At 65.4% G+C, this 20569-nt stretch carries 23 protein-coding genes; 11 read left to right on the top strand and 12 right to left on the bottom strand.

The features are described 5' to 3' along the window. Positions 1-48 precede the first annotated feature (48 nt). Positions 49-1230, top strand: coding sequence for an extensin family protein (locus ACVWW1_RS19300; protein WP_456657061.1), 1182 nt, complete (start codon positions 49-51; stop codon positions 1228-1230). A gap of 23 nt (positions 1231-1253) precedes the next feature. Here the strand turns inward: ACVWW1_RS19300 and ACVWW1_RS19295 are convergent, their stop codons facing one another. Then, entirely contained in the window at positions 1254-1931 is a 678-nt protein-coding gene (locus ACVWW1_RS19295) for a L,D-transpeptidase (RefSeq protein WP_173641394.1), read from the bottom strand. Positions 1932-1997: 66 nt separating this feature from the next. Here ACVWW1_RS19295 and ACVWW1_RS19290 point away from each other — a divergent pair, with 66 nt between their 5' ends. The 3 genes from ACVWW1_RS19290 to ACVWW1_RS19280 all read left to right on the top strand — a co-directional run bounded on the left by ACVWW1_RS19290 (position 1998) and on the right by ACVWW1_RS19280 (position 3612). Continuing rightward, positions 1998-2219 (top strand): hypothetical protein, encoded by a 222-nt coding sequence (locus ACVWW1_RS19290; protein ID WP_456657060.1) that lies wholly within the window; start codon positions 1998-2000, stop codon positions 2217-2219. A gap of 62 nt (positions 2220-2281) precedes the next feature. Next, positions 2282-3259 (top strand): magnesium transporter CorA family protein, encoded by a 978-nt coding sequence (locus tag ACVWW1_RS19285; RefSeq protein ID WP_207835875.1) that lies wholly within the window; start codon positions 2282-2284, stop codon positions 3257-3259. Positions 3260-3390: 131 nt separating this feature from the next. Further along, complete coding sequence (locus tag ACVWW1_RS19280) at positions 3391-3612, top strand: hypothetical protein (RefSeq protein WP_176532935.1); 222 nt, start codon at positions 3391-3393, stop codon at positions 3610-3612. A 143-nt stretch (positions 3613-3755) separates the two neighbouring features. Here the strand turns inward: ACVWW1_RS19280 and ACVWW1_RS19275 are convergent, their stop codons facing one another. After that, positions 3756-4508 carry an SDR family NAD(P)-dependent oxidoreductase gene (locus ACVWW1_RS19275; RefSeq protein WP_176532934.1) on the bottom strand — a complete coding sequence of 251 codons (753 nt, stop codon included), beginning with the start codon at positions 4506-4508 and terminating at the stop codon, positions 3756-3758. A gap of 37 nt (positions 4509-4545) precedes the next feature. Further along, positions 4546-5187, bottom strand: a complete 642-nt coding sequence (gene pdxH / locus ACVWW1_RS19270; RefSeq protein WP_456657059.1) for a pyridoxamine 5'-phosphate oxidase — start codon at positions 5185-5187, stop codon at positions 4546-4548. A 108-nt stretch (positions 5188-5295) separates the two neighbouring features. On the opposite strand from pdxH, the gene ACVWW1_RS19265 reads away from it, so the two are divergent. Both ACVWW1_RS19265 and ACVWW1_RS19260 read left to right on the top strand, forming a co-directional pair. Then, positions 5296-5679, top strand: a complete 384-nt coding sequence (locus tag ACVWW1_RS19265; RefSeq protein ID WP_456657058.1) for an RT0821/Lpp0805 family surface protein — start codon at positions 5296-5298, stop codon at positions 5677-5679. A gap of 149 nt (positions 5680-5828) precedes the next feature. Next, the gene (locus tag ACVWW1_RS19260) at positions 5829-6794 is read left to right on the top strand and encodes a DnaJ C-terminal domain-containing protein (RefSeq protein ID WP_176532931.1); all 966 of its coding nucleotides are present in this window, start codon (positions 5829-5831) and stop codon (positions 6792-6794) included. A gap of 390 nt (positions 6795-7184) precedes the next feature. Here the strand turns inward: ACVWW1_RS19260 and ACVWW1_RS19255 are convergent, their stop codons facing one another. Beyond that, positions 7185-7949: an anti-sigma factor family protein gene (locus tag ACVWW1_RS19255; protein WP_176532930.1), complete on the bottom strand. Its 765-nt coding sequence runs from the start codon at positions 7947-7949 to the stop codon at positions 7185-7187. Positions 7950-8016: 67 nt separating this feature from the next. Then, positions 8017-8505 carry a sigma-70 family RNA polymerase sigma factor gene (locus ACVWW1_RS19250; protein ID WP_173641402.1) on the bottom strand — a complete coding sequence of 163 codons (489 nt, stop codon included), beginning with the start codon at positions 8503-8505 and terminating at the stop codon, positions 8017-8019. 175 nt (positions 8506-8680) lie between these two features. Between ACVWW1_RS19250 and ACVWW1_RS19245 the strand changes: the two genes are divergently transcribed. The 4 genes from ACVWW1_RS19245 to ACVWW1_RS19230 all read left to right on the top strand — a co-directional run bounded on the left by ACVWW1_RS19245 (position 8681) and on the right by ACVWW1_RS19230 (position 12588). Continuing rightward, on the top strand, positions 8681-9280 hold the full coding sequence (locus ACVWW1_RS19245; RefSeq protein WP_456657057.1) for a histidine phosphatase family protein: 600 nt from the start codon (positions 8681-8683) through the stop codon (positions 9278-9280). 75 nt (positions 9281-9355) lie between these two features. Further along, complete coding sequence (aroC, locus tag ACVWW1_RS19240; protein WP_456657056.1) at positions 9356-10444, top strand: chorismate synthase; 1089 nt, start codon at positions 9356-9358, stop codon at positions 10442-10444. Positions 10445-10494: 50 nt separating this feature from the next. After that, entirely contained in the window at positions 10495-11688 is a 1194-nt protein-coding gene (locus ACVWW1_RS19235) for an adenylate/guanylate cyclase domain-containing protein (protein ID WP_456657055.1), read from the top strand. 12 nt (positions 11689-11700) lie between these two features. Next, the gene (locus ACVWW1_RS19230) at positions 11701-12588 is read left to right on the top strand and encodes a DMT family transporter (RefSeq protein ID WP_456657054.1); all 888 of its coding nucleotides are present in this window, start codon (positions 11701-11703) and stop codon (positions 12586-12588) included. 6 nt (positions 12589-12594) lie between these two features. Here ACVWW1_RS19230 and clpS read toward each other — a convergent pair whose 3' ends face one another. Continuing rightward, entirely contained in the window at positions 12595-12900 is a 306-nt protein-coding gene (gene clpS / locus ACVWW1_RS19225) for an ATP-dependent Clp protease adapter ClpS (RefSeq protein ID WP_021076758.1), read from the bottom strand. A gap of 255 nt (positions 12901-13155) precedes the next feature. On the opposite strand from clpS, the gene ACVWW1_RS19220 reads away from it, so the two are divergent. After that, a complete protein-coding gene (locus ACVWW1_RS19220) occupies positions 13156-14004 on the top strand; it encodes a DUF1194 domain-containing protein (RefSeq protein WP_456657053.1) in 849 nt (282 codons plus the stop codon). Positions 14005-14126: 122 nt separating this feature from the next. Here the strand turns inward: ACVWW1_RS19220 and ACVWW1_RS19215 are convergent, their stop codons facing one another. From ACVWW1_RS19215 to ACVWW1_RS19190, 6 genes are all read right to left on the bottom strand, one after another. Next, entirely contained in the window at positions 14127-14960 is an 834-nt protein-coding gene (locus tag ACVWW1_RS19215; RefSeq protein ID WP_456657052.1) for a nucleotidyltransferase domain-containing protein, read from the bottom strand. 53 nt (positions 14961-15013) lie between these two features. Then, positions 15014-16255, bottom strand: a complete 1242-nt coding sequence (locus ACVWW1_RS19210) for a class I SAM-dependent RNA methyltransferase (RefSeq protein ID WP_456657051.1) — start codon at positions 16253-16255, stop codon at positions 15014-15016. Then, positions 16248-17021, bottom strand: coding sequence for a TlyA family RNA methyltransferase (locus tag ACVWW1_RS19205; RefSeq protein WP_456657050.1), 774 nt, complete (start codon positions 17019-17021; stop codon positions 16248-16250). The genes ACVWW1_RS19210 and ACVWW1_RS19205 overlap by 8 nt, the downstream gene beginning before the upstream one ends. Further along, the gene (locus ACVWW1_RS19200) at positions 17018-17581 is read right to left on the bottom strand and encodes a nucleoside 2-deoxyribosyltransferase (protein WP_456657049.1); all 564 of its coding nucleotides are present in this window, start codon (positions 17579-17581) and stop codon (positions 17018-17020) included. Before ACVWW1_RS19200 ends, ACVWW1_RS19205 begins: the two co-directional genes overlap by 4 nt. Before the next feature lie 139 nt (positions 17582-17720). Continuing rightward, positions 17721-19649 carry a 1-deoxy-D-xylulose-5-phosphate synthase gene (gene dxs / locus ACVWW1_RS19195; RefSeq protein ID WP_456657048.1) on the bottom strand — a complete coding sequence of 643 codons (1929 nt, stop codon included), beginning with the start codon at positions 19647-19649 and terminating at the stop codon, positions 17721-17723. Positions 19650-20192: 543 nt separating this feature from the next. Further along, the gene (locus ACVWW1_RS19190) at positions 20193-20444 is read right to left on the bottom strand and encodes an exodeoxyribonuclease VII small subunit (protein ID WP_092124735.1); all 252 of its coding nucleotides are present in this window, start codon (positions 20442-20444) and stop codon (positions 20193-20195) included. Positions 20445-20569: the final 125 nt, after the last annotated feature.

Here is a 20569-nt window from a genome sequence, read left to right as displayed (position 1 = left end):
TGATCTGCCGGCATCTTGGACGGCCGGCAGTAAAATCATGGAACTGACATGAACTGTAGCGCGGAGAAAGCAAGCCGAAAATGGCCTGATGGCGCGTTTCGTCGCGGGGGCGCGGCAATGGTTACCGCTGCCGCCGCGCTGCTGTGCCTTGGCATGCAAGCGGGATCCGCGCAGGCCGCCCGCGGCGCGCCTGGCTTTCCTTGGGACGAGCTGTTCGGCACCCGGCCGCACAGGGCGCACAAGGCGGTCCACCGCTCAGCGGTGCCGCTGCCGAAGCCACGCCCCGCGGAGGCGCCGGCAGCAGCTGACGCGCCTGCGGCCGCGGAGCCCGAGCCGCCGGCGGCTGCGGCACCGCCACCGGCCGCGCCTGTTGAGGCTGCCAGGCCCGGCGAGACGGCCAGGCCAGCCGAAGCAGCCAAGCCTCTGAGGTCGCAGCTGTCGGCCTGCCGGCAGGCCCTCACCGAGGAGATCGCGATCGCGCCGAGCATTCCGGATATCCACGGCGCCGGCGGCTGCGGCGGCGAGGATCTGGTGCGGCTCGAGGCCATCGTGCTGCCGGATAAGCGCAAGGTCGCGATCAAGCCCGCGGCGATCCTCCGGTGCAAGATGGCAAGTGCGGTTGCCGACTGGGTCCGCACCGATATCGCGCCGCTGGCGCAGAGCCTCGGGGGCGGGATCAGCAATCTCGACAATTTCGACTCGTTCGAGTGCCGCGGCCGCAATCGCGTCGCCGGCGCGCAGCTCTCCGAACATGGCCGCGCCAATGCGCTCGACGTGCGCGCCTTCGGTCTCGCCAACGGCAAGTCGATCTCGCTGACCGACCGCAGCGTGCCGCGCGATCTGCGCGAGACCGTGCTGCATTCGGTCTGCGCCCGCTTCTCCACCGTGCTCGGTCCGGGCTCGGACTGGTACCACGAGGATCACGTCCATCTCGACCTGACGGAGCGTCGCAACAATTACCGGATCTGCCAGTGGAACGTGTACGATCCGCTGCCGCGTGTCGCGCCGCTGTTGCCGGCCGAGCGCCCCGAAGAGGCGCCGCCGCGCGAGGTCGCCGCCAAATCGGACGCGTCCAAGCCGGACTCATCCAGGACCGACGGATCCACGGCCGACCGCGGCAAGGTTGATGAGCCGGATGCGGCGAAATCAGATGATGCGGCCGCGCCCGACGGCGCTGCCGAGACCAAGCCGCAGCCAACAAAAAAGCGCCGGCAAAGCCGGCGCCTTTGATCGCGACTGCGACGTGATTGGGATCAGTAGGTCGTGCCGCCGGCGCCCTGCAGCGCCATCTGCGGCTTGTAGGGCGAGTCGCCGTGCTTCGGCTCCAGCACCACGACGATGGTGCCGAGCTTGACGCGGTTGTAGAGGTCGATGACGTCCTCGTTGGTCATGCGGATGCAGCCCGAGGAGATCGACGAGCCGATGTATTCCGGCTGGTTGGTGCCGTGGATGCGGAACAGCGTGTCCTTGCCGCCCGAGTAGAGATACATCGCGCGCGAGCCCATCGGATTGTCCGGGCCGGGTGCCACGAAGGTCGGAACGCCGAGGCGCGAGATTTCGCCGGGGGTGGGATGCCAGGCCGGCCATTCGGTCATGCTGCCGACCTTGGCAATGCCCGACCAGGCCATTGCTTCTTCGCCGACGGTGATGCCGTAGCGGATCGCCTTGCCGTCGTTCAGCACATAGTAGAGGTAATGGTTGTCGGAATCGACCACGATCGAGCCGGGGGCTTCCTTGCGGTGGTACTCGACGATGGCGCGGCGGAACGGTTCAGCCACCGGCGTCTTGACGTAGGTGGTCTTGGCCAGCAGTTCCTTGTCACGCGGCTTGAAGGCGGCCGTGTTGGTTGCCTCATAGGTCGTGGCCTGCATGCAGCCCGACAACATCAGGCCCGCGGCCAGGATCCCGAAGGTAACTTTGAACGACGACATGATTACATTCCAATCGAAAATCCGCGCCCGAAAGCGCCAACATTACGCCCCAAACGCCACGATTCCATGAAGGGCATTATTGCCGAAACGTGCCATTATTCCCAGAGTTTAGATGCCTTTCCCGCATCGCGGGACGTCGCCTGTGGCTTTTTTGCCGCAAGTTTTCTGGTGTGCGGCCAGTGTTTGTGCAAACAGGCAACGGTTGTTCAATCGAAGCTGCTTCAACGTCACATTCACCGCCGCCTGGCGGCCACAAAGGTGGATGTCCGGTTAATCGCCCGGTCATGAAGCGCCAGCCAGAATCGCGCTAGATCGACGGGTCTTGCCAGCCCTGTTTCGTGGAGCCCGTGATGCTGTCGGTGTTCGTTCCCTCCGATTTTTCCCTCAAGAAGGCCGCCGCCACCGACCTCGGCGTGCTGCCGGAGGCGGCGGTCTGGGTCGACCTGGTGAACCCGACCGTCGAGGAGGATCGTGCCGTCGAGAGGCTCGCGGGGATCGCGGTTCCGACCCGGGAAGACATGCAGGAGATCGAGATCTCCAGCCGGCTCTATATCGAGAACAGCGCCCGCTACATGACCGCAACGCTGATGTGCCAGTCCGACACCGATATGCCGCGCACCACGGCGGTCACCTTCATCCTGACCGGCCATCGGCTGGTCACGGTGCGCTACGACCTGCCGAAGCCGTTCGCGCTGGTCGAGAACAAGCTGGCTCGGGCCTGTTCCCCCGGCATCACCGGCGAGCAGGTGCTGATGGAACTGCTGGATGCGGTGATCGACCGCTGCGCCGACATTCTGGAGCGCTGCGGGGCCGACATCGACCAGGTCTCCCACGACATCTTCGAGCCGGAGAGCCAGCGCCACGGCCACGCCAAGCAATATTCGCAGATCCTGATCGCGATCGGCCGCAAGGGCGACCTGACCTCGAAGGTCCGCGAAAGCCTGGTCTCGATCGGCCGCCTCGTCACCTTCCTTTCGGCGATCGTGGAGGGCGTGAAATGGTCCAAGGACATGCGCGAGCAGCTCAAGACCATGCAGCGTGACGTGGCCTCACTGACCGACCACGCTTCCTATCTCTCCAACAAGATCACCTTCGTGCTCGACGCCATGCTCGGCGTGGTCAATCTGGAACAGAACAACATCATCAAGCTGTTCTCGGTGATGGCGGTGGTGCTGATGCCGCCGACGCTGATTGCCTCGGTCTACGGCATGAATTTCAAGATCATGCCGGAACTCGAATGGACGCACGGCTATCCGTTCGCGCTGGTGCTGATGCTGATCGCGGCGATCGTGCCGTACTGGATCTTCAAGTGGAAAAAGTGGCTGTAGCGCCGGTTCCACACGTCGCGTTTTGGGACGCGCTTTCTGCCTTATTTCCTCTGCTAAAATTTGAGCGTTGCGCTGAACGTTTGGGCGAAATTTGTCTGCGATAACGCCCGCCTCGAAGCCGGAGGACAGCAATGGTTGAGAAGATCATAACGCCACGGCGTAACGTCATCGACTTTGCGCGCTATCAACACGACCGCGCAGCAGGCAAGGTGCAGGCGATCTCGCCGAGACTTTGCCGCTACTGTGGCGCTGCGTTGCTGGATGGCGAGGACGAAGACGATTGCTCAAGCGCGTTGAATGACATCGCGCTGCAGCCGCTTGAGAAGAAATCTCGTCGGTTTTATGCGGACTAGAGGCTGAGGCCTTTTGGAGGCAGAAGCCTCGTCTGCATCGTTACGCCTGCAATCGAAGCAATCCCAACGTGACGGCCGCGGCGGCGGCCGGGATCGCCTCGAACCTTTCGCTTCCTTCCCCGAAATAACATCCAAGCCACAGCTCAGACGTGCTGGCCACCGTTGATGTGGATCTCGGCGCCGTTCACGTAGGAGCTGGTTTCCGTGCACAGCACGTAGATGATCTTGGCGACCTCGTCCGGAGTGCCGAGGCGATGCATGGGGATTTGCTGGTCGACGATCTTCTCGGTGCCTGGCGACAGGATCGAAGTATCGATCTCGCCCGGTGCGATCGAATTGACGCGCACGCCGACGCGGCCGAAGTCGGATGCCATTTCCCGCGTCAGTGACGCCAGCGCGGCTTTCGAGGTCGCATAGGCAACGCCTGCGAACGGATGCACGCGCGAGCCGGCGATCGAGGTGACGTTCACCACCGCGCCCTTGGCGTGCCTGAGCTCGTCGATCAGCCCGCGGGCCAGCATGATGGGCGCGAAGAAGTTGACGCGGAACACGTGCAGCCAGGTCTCGATATCGGTGTCCATGGTCCCGAGCCGCGCACCGCCCGTCCCCTTCGGCGAGATCGCGGCATTGTTGACCAGCGCGTGCAACTCGTCGTTCACCAACCGTTTGCGGATCTCGCTGATTGCGCGAACCGTGTCGTCATGGTCGCCGAAATCGACCTCGATGTGATCTTCCGGTCCAGCGCCCCAGGGGCAGACTTCCGGAAATGCATGCCGCGAGCAGGTGATGACGCGCCAGCCGGCGGAAGCAAACCGGATCGCGGTGGCGTGACCGATGCCGCGGCTGGCACCGGTCAGGAGCAGGGTACGGCGCGGCGCGTTGGAAGGAGGGGACATGGTGTCTTTCAGGTTGGCGTCTTTTAAGCTGTCGTCGTCACGGATAGAGCCGCACCTTCGACCATGCGCTGCCGGCGCCGTCGCGGCGGAATTCGATGCGGTCGTGCAGGCGATATGGGCGGTCGTGCCAGAACTCGAAGCGCTGCGGCGTGATCCGCCAGCCGCTCCAGCCCGGCGGACGCGGCACCTCGCCGATGACGTATTTCGCGCCGGCCTTGGCGATCGCCTGCTCGAACGCGAAGCGGCTCTCCAGCGGTTGCGATTGCTTGCTGGCCCAGGCGCCGATCTGCGCCTGCTTCGGCCGCGTGGCGAAATAGGCGTCGGCCTCGGCATCGGTTACCGGCGTCACCGGCCCACGGATGCGCACCTGGCGGCGCAGCGATTTCCAGTGAAACAGTAAAGCGGCCTTGGGGTTTGCGGCCAATTCGCGGCCCTTGGCGCTGGCAACGTGGCTGTAGAACACGAAGCCGTCGGCATCGAAGCCCTTCATCAGCACCATCCGCACGTCGGGCAGCCCGTCGGCATCGACGGTTGCGAGCGCCATCGCGTTCGGATCGTTCGGCTCGGACTTGACCGCTTCCGCAAACCATTCGCCGAACAGGGCGAACGGCTCCTCCGCCGCGGTGAAATCACCCGATGTTAACGGTGTCGGGTGTTTGATGGAGGTCGTGTCGGTCATGTCAGGAGTCCCGATTTGCATTCGCCCGCGTCCGAGAGCGCGTTTCTAGCCCTATATAGGGCATGGGGGCGCGTTGGCCTATCGGCGATCCACCCCGCGGGCGCGGTGGTGACCTTGATCCTGATCGGCGTCGGCGCAGGCGGCTGCAGCCTGTCGCGCACCGATGCTTTCGCCAGGATGGACGACAAGGATGTGACGGGCTCGATCAGTCCGACCCAGGTCAGCGCGGTGATGCCGACCGATAGTGATCTCGCCTTTGCCCGTAACGCCGCCTCCGACGTGCTGACCAAGGGCGACAAGGATTCCAGCCAGCCCTGGGAAAATCCCCAGACCGGCGCGCGTGGCTCGGTGACGCCGCTGGCCCAGGCCTATTCGGGCGAGGACGGCAAGACGTGCCGGGATTTTCTCGCCAGCTATGTCAATGGAGCCACCGAGACCTGGCTGCAGGGCGCCGCCTGCAAGTCTGGACAAGGCCCGGTGGCAAATCCATAGCCTGAAGCCCTGGAGCAAGTCCTGAAAGTTCCGGCCGATGCCGGCGCCAAGCTAGTTGCAAAAATGCCACTGAGCCCCCACATGAAGGTAAAGTGAGCCCGGATGGGTTCCCGGCCAAAACTGATTTTCCCGTGAAGGAGACGTGACGGATGCGCGACCCCTATGAGGTCTTGGGGGTGCAGCGGAGCGCCAGCGCTGCGACGATCAAGAGCGCCTATCGCAAGCTCGCCAAGAAGCATCACCCTGATAACAACAAGAACGATCCGAAGGCGGCCGCCCGCTTTGCGGAGATCAACACGGCCAACGAGATCGTCGGCGACGAGGACAAGCGCAAGCAGTTCGACCGCGGCGAGATCGATGCTGAGGGCAAGCCGCGCTTTCAGGGATTCCCTGGCGGCGGCGGCGCCAGCGGCCGTGGCGGTCCCGGCGGCTTCGAGTACAGCTTCCGCGGCGGCCCCGGCCCCGGCGGCGTGGGCGGCGGCAGCTTCGAGGACATCCTCAACAGCATGTTCGGCAACGCCGCGCGTGGCGGCGGTGGCGCGCGCGGGGGGCGGGCCAGCCCGTTTGAATTCGAAGGCGGCGGGGTCGGCGTCGACCTCGATCTTTCGGTCGCCATGACGGTGTCGCTGGAGGAATCGGTCAGGGGCGGCGACAAGCGCGTCCGCCTGCCGACCGGCCGTGAGCTCAACGTCAAGATTCCGCCCGGCGTCACCGCCGGCCAGCAGATCCGCCTGAAGGGACAGGGCGACACCGCGCAAGGCCACCCGCCCGGTGACCTCCTGATCACGATCTCGATCGCGCCGCATCCGTTCTTCAAGGTCGACGGCAACGATCTCCGGATCGATCTGCCTGTGACCCTCTACGAGGCGGTGCTGGGCGGCAAGGTCCGGGTGCCGACGCTCGGCAGCGCGGTCGAATTGTCGATCCCGAAGAACACCTCGAGCGGCCGTACCTTCCGCCTCAAGGGCAAGGGGCTGTCGAAGGCGGGCGCCGTCGGCGACCTCTATGTCACGACCCGCATCATCCTTCCCGACGGGAACGATGCCGAGCTTGAGGCATTGATGCAGACGTGGCGGGAGCGAAATCCCTACAATCCGCGCAGCGATCTCGGCTGACCGCCGAGAGCGCGCCCCAAAAGGCGCAAGAGACGCGAAACTGCACTACCCCGGACTCTATCGGGGTAGACGCAGCCGTTGCGAGGGCGTCAATGGATGACCGGCCGTCCGACGTCCAAATCTGCGGCGTGCAGATCGGACTGCGGAAAAAGAGTGCGGCCTCGAGAGGGGGACCAGCGCGGTACACAAAACCCCAATCGAGGCCGCGTGCGCCGATCGGCGGATCGGGCGCGGATCATCTTCGCGTGAGCATCCGGTACGACAATGAGACGCGTCCATGACGCGAATCGAAATTTTCAATGTCGGAATTGGGACGCCGAGTGAGGCTGGATTCACTTGCTCGAAACGGCACAATGTCGGTGGCTGATCTCCCCGTAAATCTACGGGAGATCAGCCGCCGTTCTTCTCCATCTGATCGTAGACGGCCTGCGCGACCTGGGTCAGGCGCGTGCGATCGGTGCCGCCGCTGACGACATAGGCGACACCGCGATCGGCCCAGAACAGTGCGCCGTCGCTGCCCTGGACGGCATAGCGCATCTGGGTCGCCTCGGTTTTCGCCTTGGCGGTGTAGACCGTGAAGCGCTCGCCGGACGTGCTCTCATACATCAGGAATGACGCCGGCCCGCTCGGCCCCGGCAGCAGGCGGCCGCCGACCAGCTTCAGCCCGGTGAGGTCGGGGGCGCGGACGTCCCAGCCGCAGCGCTTGGTCAGCCATTGCTGCAGATGGTCGCGCTCGCTGCCGGGCACCTCGACGGGATGACGGACCTCGACCACGTAGAGCCGATGCGCATCGAGCGCATCGAGCGTGAAGCTCTGGAAGGCCGACGGCGTCGCCGCGGCGCCGCGTGCGATCCAGCCGACGCCGCCGCCGGCGATGAAGGCCATCAGCGTCGCCGCCACCGCGCCATAGACCCAGCGGCGCGGCTGGCGCACCAGCCGCTCAAGTTCGAGCCGCTTCGGCACCGCCTCGTCCAGCACGGCGTCGTAGCGCGCATGCAGCGTCTCGGCCATCGCGCGCCATGACTGCACCCGCGCCGCGTCGTCAGGATGCGCGGCGAGCCACGCCTCGACATCGCCGCGGCGTTCGGCCGGCAGCTCGTTGTCGACGTAAGCATGCAGCTCGTCTTCGGTGACGGGGATATTCGGGTCGGTCATATCAATGGTCTCTGCCAAATCTTGTTCGAAAAACGTTCATGCGTAACGCCTGTCATCGCGCACATTATCACTTCACCCGCCTCAGCGTTGGGCGCTGGCCCTCGATCGAGGCCCGCACATGGGCGCGCGCGCGGGCGAGGCGGGACATCACCGTGCCGATCGGCACGCCCTGGATGTCGGCGACCTCCCGGTAGCTCATGCCCTCCAGCATCACGAGCAGCAGCACCGAACGCTGCTCCTCGACCAGTGTCGACAGCGCGCGCTCGATGTCGCGTCCCTCCGCCTCGGTGCCGCTGGCGTCGGCATTGTTGTCGAGCAGCGGCATGAAGGCCGGCCGCCGCGCCAGCGAGCGCCTCCGGTTCTTGTTCAGATTGGTCAGGATCGTATACAGCCAGCTCCTGACGTCGCCGCCGAGAAACAGCCGCTCCGAGCGCAGCGCGCGCACCAGCGTGTCCTGCACCAAATCATCGGCGATATCCGTGTCACGCACCAGCGCCCGCGCATAGCGGCGGAGCGCTGGAATCATGGCTTCGACACTTTGACGAAACGCGGTCATGCATCCCAGTCTTCGATGGTTGCGGCGATAGCCGCCTTGCTCAACATAACACCCTAACGGCGTGGCTATTCCGGTTTGCGCCGACCTGCGCGCATAGCGCCTCGGCTGCGGCCGATTTGGGCTTGTCGCCAGCCAAAGTGCTGGTGTACCTCCGGGCCAGAAAAATTCGAAGCGAATGCCTGTGCCAACGATCTACTACATCCGCCACGGCGAGACCTCATGGAACGCCGAAGGCCGGCTTCAGGGCGTGCAGGATATTGCTCTCAACGAGCGCGGCCGCGCCCAGGCGGCACATGCCGGCCGCATCCTCGCCGATCTCCTGGCGCGCGACGGCCGTGACAAGACGACGCTGCCTTTCGTCGCAAGTCCGCTGCTCCGGGCGCGCGCGACCATGGAGCTGGTGCGCACCGAGCTTGGCCTGCCGCCGGGTGACTACGCCCTCGACGCGCGGCTGCGCGAAATCGCCTACGGGACGTGGGAAGGCTCGACGTTGGCAGAGGCGCAGGCCGCCGACCCCGTCGTCTATGCCCGCCGCCTGGCCGAGAAGTGGACGGTGGCGCCGGAGGGCGGCGAGAGCTATGTCGACGTACAGGCGCGGATGACCGAGTGGTACCGCTCAGTGCCGTCGGATACGGTCGCCATCGCCCATGGCGGCACGGCGCGGGCGCTGATGGTGGCGCTCGGCTTCGAGACCCCGGCCTCTGCGGCCGACCTCACCATCGAGCAGGGCGCGGTCTACGTGTTCAGCGCGGCGGGCCTGCAGAAGTATAGTTAAGGGCGCCCAGCCAGCCACGTCCCTGGGTTCATGAAACCCGTTTGACGCTGCCGACCCTGCGCGTTACGACACGCCATGTCCTTCAATACTTTCGGCCATATGTTCCGCGTCACGACCTTCGGCGAGAGCCATGGGGTCGCGATCGGCTGCGTGGTGGACGGCTGTCCGCCGATGATCCCCCTGACGGTGGAGGAGATCCAGCACGACCTCGACCGCCGCCGGCCGGGCCAGTCGCGCTTCACCACCCAGCGCCAGGAGCCGGATGCGGTGAAGATCCTGTCCGGCGTGATGGCGCATCCGGAGATCGGCGTGCAGGTCACGACCGGCACGCCGATCGCGCTCCTGATCGAGAACACCGACCAGCGCTCGAAGGATTATTCGGAGATCAAGGACAAGTTCCGCCCCGGCCATGCCGACTTCACCTATGAGGCGAAATACGGCCTGCGCGACTACCGCGGCGGCGGGCGTTCCTCTGCGCGCGAGACCGCAACCCGCGTCGCGGCCGGCGCGATCGCGCGAAAAGTCCTGCCCGAGGTGAAGGTGCGCGGCGCGCTGGTGCAGATGGGGCCGCACAAGATCGACCGCGAGAAGTGGGACTGGGACGAGATCGCCAACAACCCGTTCTTCTGCCCCGACAAGGACAAGGCGGCGTTCTTCGAAAGCTATCTCGACGGCATCAGGAAGAGCGGCTCCTCGATCGGCGCCGTCATCGAGGTCGTCGCCGAGGGCGTGCCAGCCGGGCTCGGCGCGCCGATCTACGCCAAGCTCGACAGCGATCTCGCTGCGGCGATGATGAGCATCAACGCCGTCAAGGGCGTCGAGATCGGCGCCGGCTTCGGCGCCGCCGAGCTCACCGGCGAGGAGAATGCCGACGAGATGCGGACCGGCAACAACGGAACGCGTTTCCTGTCCAACCATGCCGGCGGCGTGCTCGGCGGCATCTCGACCGGCCAGCCGGTGGTGGTGCGCTTTGCGGTCAAGCCGACGTCCTCGATCCTGACCACGCGCCGGACCGTGGACCGCAAGGGCGCCGATACCGACATCCTGACCAAGGGCCGTCACGACCCCTGCGTCGGCATCCGCGCGGTGCCGGTGGGGGAGGCCATGATGGCCTGCGTGTTGGCCGATCATTTTCTGCGCGACCGCGGGCAGACCGGGCGCTGATCCCCTGTATAGTGGAGATCACCGGATCGGGTGCTCGCCTGGGGAATGCCATGAACGCGTCGGAGCTTCGGGACATCATCGAATGGATGATCGGCGGCGCGCGATCGGCGCCGACGCCGCCGCAGATGATGGCGGAATGCTGCGAACGCTTGGTACGGGCCGGGCTGCCGCTATGGCGCGTCGGCGTCTTCGTACGCACGCTGCACCCCGAGATCTATGGCCGCCATTTCTTCTGGAAGCCCGGCGCCGAGGTCGAAACCGGCACCGTCGATCACAACATTCTGGACACCCCGGAATTTGCCGTCAGCCCGCTGTCGATCGTCTTCAAGCAGGGTGTTGAAGTGCGCGCGCGGCTCGACGACCCCGCCAGCAAGCGCTTTCCGATTGTCGTAGATTTGCAGGCCGAGGGCGTCACCGACTACATCGCGGTGCCGCTGGTCTATACCGACGGCTTCGCCAATGCCTCGAGCTGGACCACCAGGCAGCCGGGCGGCTTCACCGAGGAACAGCTCGACGCGATCCGCTCGATCACTGTCCCGCTGGCGCGCTACATCGAGATCATCACGCTGCGCCGCACCGCAACGCTGTTGCTCGATACTTACGTCGGCAACCGTGCCGGCGAGCGCATCATGGGCGGCCAGATCAGGCGCGGCCATGCCGACACGATGGATGCCGCGATCTGGCTGTCCGACCTGCGCGGCTTCACCGCGTTGTCCGACCGCTTGCCGGCGGAGACTGTCGTGGAGATCCTGAACCTCTACTTCGATTGTCAGGTCACCGCGATCCGCGACCATGGCGGCGAGGTGCTCAAATTCATGGGCGACGGACTGCTCGCGGTTTTCCCGGTCGACGAGTATCTCGGCGACGAAGTGCAGGTGTGCTCGCGGGTGCTGGAGGCGGCACGCGCGTCCCGCGCCGGGGTCGAGGCGCTGCAATTCCCCAATGGCGACGCGGTCGAGCGCTTCCGCTTCGGCGTCGCGCTGCATCTCGGGCGCGTGCTCTACGGCAATATCGGCGGCGGCAACCGGCTCGACTTCACCTGCATCGGTCCGGCGGTCAATCTCGCCGCGCGGCTCGAGAAGATCGCCGGCCGCCTCGGCCGCACTGTCGTGGCCTCCGAGCGCTTCGCCGGCATTCACGACGGCGGCTGGAGCGATCTCGGCGAGTTCCCGATCGCGGGATTTGCCAAGGCAGAGCGGGTCTACGGCCTGTTCGACGAGGCGCCGATTGCGGCGGCTGGTTAGCGGCTGCGCACGGTGACTGACAAGGACGCGCAACATCGTACCGGGATCGCGCTAGTCGTCGCGGCTGCGGCGGCCTGGAGCACTGCGCCGTTCTTCACGCGGCTGCTGCACTTCGATTCCTGGACCATCCTGTTCTGGCGCGGGCTGTTCGGTGGCGGCGCGATCGCGCTGTTCCTGGTCGCCACGCAGGGCTGGCGCGGTGCGCACGATCTCGTCGTGATGCCGGCGAGCGGATGGCTGGTGGCCGGCCTCTCGACCTTCGGCATGGTGACGTTCATTCCGGCGCTGCAACTGACCAGCGTCGCCAATGTCGCCATTCTGATCGCGATGCAGCCGTTTGCGGCGGCCGCGATCGCCCGGCTTCGGCTCGGTGAGCGGGCGCGGCCCGGCACATTGCTGGCGAGCCTTGTCGCGCTCGCGGGTGTGGCGATCACCGTCAGCGGCGCCGGCGGCATCGCGGATTACAGGGGCATCGGCCTTGCCTGCGTGATGGTGCTGGCGATTTCGCTGATGACGGTGGTGATCCGGCGGCGCAAGGCCACGCCGATGATCGCCGCCGCGGCGCTCTCGAACTTTCTCGGCAGCGCCGTGAGCTTGCCGTTGGGGCAGGGCATCGGCGCGGTCACCGGCGCTGATCTCGGCGTGCTCGCGATGTTCGGCGCATGCCAGGTCGGTCTCGGCCTCACCCTGTTCACGGTCGGCTCCCGATTGCTGCCGTCCGCGCAGGCCTCGCTGATCGCAACCCTCGAAACGCCGCTGATGCCGTTCTGGGTGTGGCTGGCGTTTGCCGAGGTGCCGTCGTCGCGCGCCCTGATCGGCGGCGCGCTGGTGATGGGGGCGGTCGTCGCCGACATTGCGCTGAGCCAGCGGGCGCAGCTCGCGCGGCCGACGGAGCGGTAATGGCCGCTATTCCTCGGGCTCGGTGGTGAACAGCAGCGGATAACCCTTGGCGCGGCCGGCGTCGGTGGCGCGCGTCGCCTTGGTCTCGGCGACATCCCTGGTAAACACCGCGACCACGCAGACGCCGCGCTGATGCGCGGTCAGCATCACCTTGTAGGCCTGGTCGTCGGTCATGCGGAATTCGCCCTTCAGCACGGTGACGACGAATTCGCGCGGCGTGTAATCGTCGTTGACCAGGATCACCTTGTGCAGGCGTGGCCGCTCGACCTTGGTCTTGGTCCTGGTTTTCGGCTTGACGACGGTATCGGGCATCGCACTCCCTCGCGATTGCCCGTAAGAATACCGTCTTCCCGCACATGTTGGAACCGTTCGATTTGCACGGCGTCATTGCGGCAACGGCACGGCGCGTTGCCTCATGCGTGGCAAGTGATGTCCAGCCTGCAAGCGTCTAACTTGTAGGTCTCTAACTTGCAGGCCTCTAACTTGAATGTGAAGGACAGATGATATCTGCGCTTTTCGCCGCCTGATTTGCGTGTCACCATGACAGGACACGACGGGAGGGCCGCAATGCGCTGGTATGTCTCGATCGGAGCGGTGCTTGTCGCAGGCATATTGGCCAGCGGCGATGTGGCCGGTGTTGCCGCCCCCGGCCCGGGAACACAGACAGGCCGGCTGGCCGAAAAGGAATCCACGCCGAGCGTCGACATCGAGTTGATCATCGCGGTCGACGTCTCCTACTCGATGGACATGGACGAACTCGCGATCCAGCGCGAGGGCTATGCGCAGGCGATCGTTTCCAAGGAGTTCCTGCAGGCGCTGAAGGCCGGCCCGAACGGCAAGATCTCGATCACCTATTTCGAATGGGCCGCCTCCAACGACCAGAAGGTCATTATTCCCTGGCGGGTGATCGACGGCCCCGAATCCGCCGATGCGGTCTCCGCCGAGATCATGAAGACGCCGGTGCGCCGCGCCTCGCGCACCTCGATCTCGGGCGCGATCTATTTCGCGATCCCGATGTTCGACGAGAATCCGCATCGCGGCCTGCGCCGCGTGATCGATATCTCCGGCGACGGCCCCAACAACAACGGCACGCCGATCACGCCTGCGCGCGATGCGGCGCTCGACAAGGGCATCGTCATCAACGGCCTGCCGATCATGGTGAAGGAGCCGTCCTACTCGACGATGGATATCGAAAATCTCGACTACTACTACGAGGACTGCGTGATCGGCGGGCCCGGCTCCTTCGTGGTGTCGATCAAGGATCGCGAGAAGTTCAAGGAAGCGATCCGCACCAAGCTGCTGCTCGAGGTCGCCGGCCGCACCCCCGAGCGCCCGATCATGCGGACCGCCGAGAAGGAGCCGCGGGTCAGTTGCACGATCGGCGAGAAGATCTGGCAGGATCGCTGGGGGCGATGACGACGACCACGATGCTTCGTAGGGTAGAGATTAGCCGAACGGGTCCGCGCGAAGCGGCCCGATGACAGGCTCCGGCGTAATCCACCATATCTGCGGCCACGAAGACGGCGGTTTACGCTTCGCTAACCCCCAGTACAAATCTCTCGAACGTCGCTCTCGAGTTCGCGGAGCGTCTGCATCGCGGCCGTGTGCTCCGCGGCGCCGATCTGCCGCCACACTTCGGCAACGCGCCCGGCGAGGCCGCGAACGGTCACCGGAAAATTCGTCGCCTGCGCCAGCGCGCCCTTTTCGTTGATCAGATACTGCCCGTTCAGTGCAAACAGCACCTGCGCGATACACGCCAGCGCGCGATAGGCGCAGCCGGCGATATGCGTGCTGTCGCCGCGCGGCAGCGCAAGCCCGGCACTCTCGATCGCGAACAGGATTTCCCATTGAAAGCGCCGCACCAGCGCATCGCGCAGGGCGGACGGGTAGGGCGCAATCTTTGCCCTCAGCGCCGCGATGAGGCCATCGGGATCATGCAGGGCACGGCACAGCGCAACCTCGCCCATCCAGATCGCCGAGCAGAAGCCGTGCGGATGGCCCGGCTGGTAGTGCATGCTGACCTCACCGTTCCGGCAGGCATCGATCACCGTCGTGACCTGGTCGATGCTGCGGTAAAGCAGGTCGACCTTACGGCCGCCGATCGCGAGCCAGGCGCCGCCGACGATCCACGGACCCCATTCCCCGACTGCCGTCACATGGGCAGCTGCGGGATCATCGACCAGGCCGGTCACCACCGCGCGCAGCCGATCGATATCCGGAGCGGCGTTATCCCGATAGTAGAGGCCGAGATCGGTGTCGGAGGCCTCAAGCGCCGTGCCGCGCGCCCGCGAGCCGCCGAGCACGATGGCGGCGACGCCCGGCACGCCGGCAAGGACGGGAATGATGCGCGCGAGCAGCGGATCGTCGGACATGCGATGCGGATTATAGCGAGGACATTGCGGGCTGCGATAGTCGCAGCGTTGTCTCAGCGTGCGAAGCGCGCCACCAGTTCGACATGTGGGGTGTGGCGGAACTGATCGACCGGGGTGACGCTAGCGATCTTGTAGCCGCCATCGATCAGGATTTTTGCGTCGCGCGCAAACGTTGCGGCGTTGCAGGACACCGCGACGACCACCGGCACCTTGCTCGCCGCAAGCTGGGTGACGAGCGCCTGCGCGCCTTGCCGGGGCGGATCGAACACGACGCCGTCGTAGTCGCGCAATTCCTGCGGCATCAGGGGGCGGCGGAACAGGTCGCGCGCCTCGGCCTTGAGCGGCTTCAGCCCCGGCGTCGATTGCGCAGCCTTTTGCAGTGCCGTGATCGCGCCGGCGTCGCTGTCGAAGGCCGTGACCCGCGCCTTCTCGGCTAGGCGGAGCGCAAACGGGCCGACCCCGCAAAACAGATCGGCGATGTGCTTGGCGCGTCCGCAATGCTCGCGAACCTGCGCCGCAAGCGTCTCCTCGCCCTTGACGGTCGCCTGCAGGAACGAGCCCGGCGGCAGCACGACCTTCACCTTTCCGATCGCAATCTCGGGAGAGCCGCGCTGCAGCACCAGCTCGCCATGCCGAGTCAGGCGTGTCAGCCGGTGTTTCTCGGCGACCCGCGACAGAGCGGTGATCAGGCTGGTCGGCAGCGCACCGGAGCCGCGCACATCGATGTCGAGACCATTGAGGGTCGCGGTCACCTGGATATCGAGCGGCTTGCCGATCGAGATCAGCGGCTCGGCTGTGGCCCAGGCCGCCTCGAGCGCGCCGTCGAGCGCCGGATCGAGGATCGGACAGCGGTCGACCGGGATGATGTCGTGCGAACCGGCCGCAGCGAAGCCGACCTTGAGCACCTCATGGGTGCCCATGCGTCCGTGCAGCGTGATGCGGCGGCGGCCGGCGCCATGGGCGTCGAGCAGCGGCGCGACTTCGGCCGCGACCTTTGCCTGCGCCAGCGTCTCGACCACGATGTTGCGTTTCCAGGCGCGGTAGGGCGCGTCATTCCAGTGCTGGATCGCACAGCCGCCGCAGACGCCGAAATGCGGACAGAACGGCGTGATCCGCTCGGGGCTTTCCTGCGTCACCCGCACCAGTCGCCGCCGGTCGGGATGATTGCCCGGAACGTCTTCGACCTCGACCGTTTCGCCGGCCAGCGTGTAGGGCACGAAGATCGACTGCGCGCCGTCGATCGCGACACCGTCGCCGCGATGGCCGACATGGTCGATGGTGAGAAGCTCAGCCACGGCGCGCACCGAGGAAGAATTCGATATTGCCGTCGCCGCCGGTGATCGATGACGGGAACACCTGAATGTCGGTGCAGCCGAGCGAGGCAGCAAAGGCGGCGATATCGTCGCAGATCTCCTGGTGCACCATCGCGTTGCGGATGACGCCGCGCTTGGCGTGTTTGCGCGCCGCCTCGAATTGCGGCTTGATCAGCGCCAGGAGATGCATCGGCGCTGCCGCCAGCGACAGCGCCACCGGCAGCACCAGCTTCAGCGAGATGAAGCTGACGTCGATCACGACGACGTCAGGCCGCGCCGGCAGCCGCTTGCCCTCGAAATTCCTGATGTCGGTCTCCTCCATGGAGACGATCTTCGGATGCCCCTGCAGCGAGGGATGCAGCTGGCCGTGGCCGACATCGATGGCGAACACGACGCTTGCACCATTGGCGAGCAGCACTTCGGTGAAGCCGCCGGTCGAGGCGCCGACATCGAGGCAGACATGGCCCTCGACGTCGATCGGATAGTGTTCGAGCGCGCCGGCGAGCTTGACGCCGCCGCGCGAGACATAGGGATGCGCCGGCTCGGCCGTGAGTGCGGCGCCGGGCGCGACGAGTTCGGATGCCTTCGCAATTGGCTTGCCGTCGGCGGTGACGAGGCCGGCGTCGATCGCGGCGCGCGCCCGGGCCCGGCTTTCGAACAGGCCGCGCTCGACCAGCAACACGTCGATGCGCTTGCCGGCGGATGCGTTGTTGTCGTTGTCGCCTGCCTTGGTCACGTGCTTGGTCACTTGGCGCCCTGCCGGAGCTGCGCGGCGGCGAGCCGCACGCAGGTCTCGAAGGAGGTGAGGTCGTGCCAGAGGTCGGCCGCAGGCTCCCTCGGCGTCACCAGCGGACTGCCGTGCAGCTCGAGCGCATGCATCATCATCAGATTGTCCGGCAAGCCAAACTCTTCCACCGTCAGTCCCTCCGCGTCGATCAGGCGTCCGTCGGATGCCGGCACGACCTGCTGCAGCCGCGCCACGCGATTGGCGTAGGACGTGGGATCGTTCGAATAGGCGAGGCACAGCTTGCCGCGTCCCGCCATGTAGCCGAGTTCGTAGACGGTGCCTGCGTCGGCACTGGGGCCGCGAAACGGCGTCAAATTGGCGATGACGGCGTCGGCCGACTCCATCATCGCCTCGTTGCTTTTGAAGATGGTGAGTGAAGCGCCGGCGGCTGTGGGATTGATGCTGTTGTCGAGCGGATAGAGTCCGGTCAGCCCGTGATAGGCGCACACCTCCACCTTGCGGCGGCCAATTTCCACGGCATCTTGCAGGAACACGTCAGGACCTGCCAGATAGATTTTCATGGACTTGCCGGGGCTAGAGCGTTTTCGAGCGAAGTGGACACCGGTTCGCGTGAAGAAAACGCGTCCAAAGAAGAACCTGGAGCTTCGGTTCTGATTCAATCAGAACCGAATATGCTCTAGTGGGCGCCGCCCGAAGCGATTACGCGAGCTTCACGGTCTCGGTCTTGTAGTCCTTGCCGAGGGTCTCGAAGACCTTGGCAACGATGCTCTTGGCGTCGAGACCCGCGCGGGCGTACATCGCCGCCGGCGAGTCGTGGTCGAGGAATACGTCGGGCAGGATCATCGAGCGGAACTTGAGCATGCCGCTGTCCAGCATGGCGTTGTCGGACAGGAACTGCATGACATGCGAGCCGAAGCCGCCGATCGAGCCTTCCTCGATGGTGATCAGGATCTCGTGGCCGCGGGCGAGCTTCATGATCATCTCCTCGTCGAGCGGCTTCATGAAGCGCGCGTCGGCGATCGTGGCGGAGAGGCCGTGGGCGGCAAGCTCGTCGGCAGCCTTCTCGCACTCGGCGAGGCGGGTGCCGAACGACAGCAGCGCGACCTGCTTGCCCTCGCGGACGATGTGGCCCTTGCCGATCTCCAGGGGAATGCCGACTTCCGGCATTTCGACGCCGCGGCCTTCGCCGCGCGGATAGCGCAGTGCGCTCGGACGATCGTTGATCGCAACCTGCGTCGCCACCATGTGAACCATTTCCGCCTCGTCGGAGGCCGCCATGATCACGAAGTTCGGCAGGCAGCCGAGATAGGCGTTGTCGAACGAACCGGCATGCGTCGCACCGTCGGCGCCGACCAGGCCGGCGCGGTCGATCGCGAAGCGGACCGGAAGGCTCTGGATCGCGACGTCATGGACCACCTGGTCATAGCCGCGCTGCAGGAAGGTCGAATAGATCGCGCAGAACGGCTTGTAGCCTTCGGTGGCGAGGCCGGCGGCGAACGTCACCGCGTGCTGCTCGGCGATGCCGACGTCGAAGGTGCGGTCCGGGAACGCCTTGTTGAAGATGTCGACGCCGGTGCCCGACGGCATCGCCGCGGTGATGGCGACGATCTTGTCATCCTTCTGGGCTTCCTTGACGAGGCTCTGGCCAAACACGTTCTGGTAGGCCGGCGCATTCGGCTTGGCCTTGGCCTGGGTGCCGGTCGCGACGTCGAACTTGACGACGGCGTGGTACTTGTCGGCGGAAGCCTCGGCCGGACCGTAGCCCTTGCCCTTCTGGGTAACGACGTGAACCAGGATCGGCCCGGTCTCCATGTCGCGGACGTTCTTCAGCACCGGCAGCAGATGGTCGAGATTGTGGCCGTCGATCGGGCCGACATAATAGAAGCCGAGCTCCTCGAATAGCGTGCCGCCGTCCATCATGAAGCCGCGGGAGTATTCCTCGACGCGGTTGGCGCGGTTGGCGAGGATCTTCGGCAGGCGCTTGTTGATCTGCTTGGCCGCTTCGCGCAGCGAACGGTAGGTCTTGCCGGAGTAGAGGCGCGACAGATAGGCGCTCATCGCGCCGACCGGCGGGGCGATCGACATGTCGTTGTCGTTGAGGATCACGATCAGGCGCGAGTTCATCGCGCCGGCATTGTTCATGGCCTCATAGGCCATGCCCGCCGACATCGCGCCGTCACCGATCACGGCGATAACGTTGTTCTTGCCGCCGGAGAGGTCGCGCGCCACGGCCATGCCGAGGCCGGCCGAAATCGAGGTCGAGGAGTGCGCGGCGCCGAACGGATCGTAGTCGCTCTCGGTGCGCTTGGTGAAGCCGGAGAGGCCGCCGCCGGTGCGCAGGGTGCGGATGCGGTCGCGGCGACCGGTCAGGATCTTGTGCGGATAGGCCTGGTGGCCGACGTCCCAGATCAGCCGGTCGCGCGGCGTGTCGAAGATGTAGTGGATGGCGGTGGTCAGTTCGACCACGCCGAGGCCGGCGCCGAAATGGCCGCCGGTCACCGACACGGCGTCGATGGTTTCCTGGCGGAGCTCGTCGGCAACCTGCCGCACCTGCTCGACCTTCAGCTTGCGCAGGTCATCCGGCGTGTGAATAGTGTCAAGAAGCGGCGTCTTACTAAATGTGGTCACAGCGAATTTCCAATTTTTGCCTGTCGGAACGAACGGCCCGACGCGAGATGGGTTGGCGCGCTCACCGCGCAGCGAATGCCAGACACTGGGTGCCGTCCCGGCAGGCCCTGCCTGGTTGTAAGCCTAGATTCACTCCGGATTGGACCACGTGATATGCATCACCTTGGTCGCTCTTCACCCGTCCCGGTTCAGTTTTGTCGAACCATTTGAGATGCATGCCGCCCGAAAAATTCGGGCCGCCCGCTACCCTCAAATGCCCATAGAACTGGAAGCATTACACCAAAGCCGTAGCCAAAGCCAACCCGATAGGGGGCGCAGGGTTCCTATGCGCTGTCCTGAAAAACCTAGACTTTTCAATGCTTGGGCCGGGGACGGGTTCCATTTTTGCTAATTTAGCGGGGCCGGGACGGTCCGGATCGGCCTGATTCGCAGCCGCACCCGATCGCCGCGGTCGCCCCGCGGCGTGGTCGATCAACGGAAATGCGCAGCAACAATCGCCCGCCGCTGGCGGACATCCTGTCGCGTGATCGCGGTGGATCGGCGCTACTGCACGTCGAGCGGCTCGGTGCCGGTCGGCTGGCCCGAGGCGTCGGTGGTGATCTTGTCGACGCGGGCTTCGGCCTGGCGCAGCAATTCCTCGCAGCGCCGCTTCAGCGCCTCGCCGCGCTCATAGATCGCGACCGATTCCTCAAGCGGGACCTTGCCGTCCTCGAGCCGCTTGACGATCGATTCGAGTTCCTCGATCGCGCGTTCAAAGGAGAGCTTCTTGACGTCGGCTTGAGCGTTTTCGGCCATTATGTGTTCCCAGTGCGCCGATCAGACCGTGATCGGATCTTGTCGTCCAACCATGACCTGTCGCAGGCCATGCTTGCCCCGGCGCAGAATCAATCGAATTTTTGCGGGGGTATTGTGGCGGGGAT

Source organism: Bradyrhizobium sp. JR3.5 (assembly GCF_054057015.1).
Note: the sequence above shows the minus strand (reverse complement) of the source record. Positions and strands in the feature narration are given on the sequence as shown.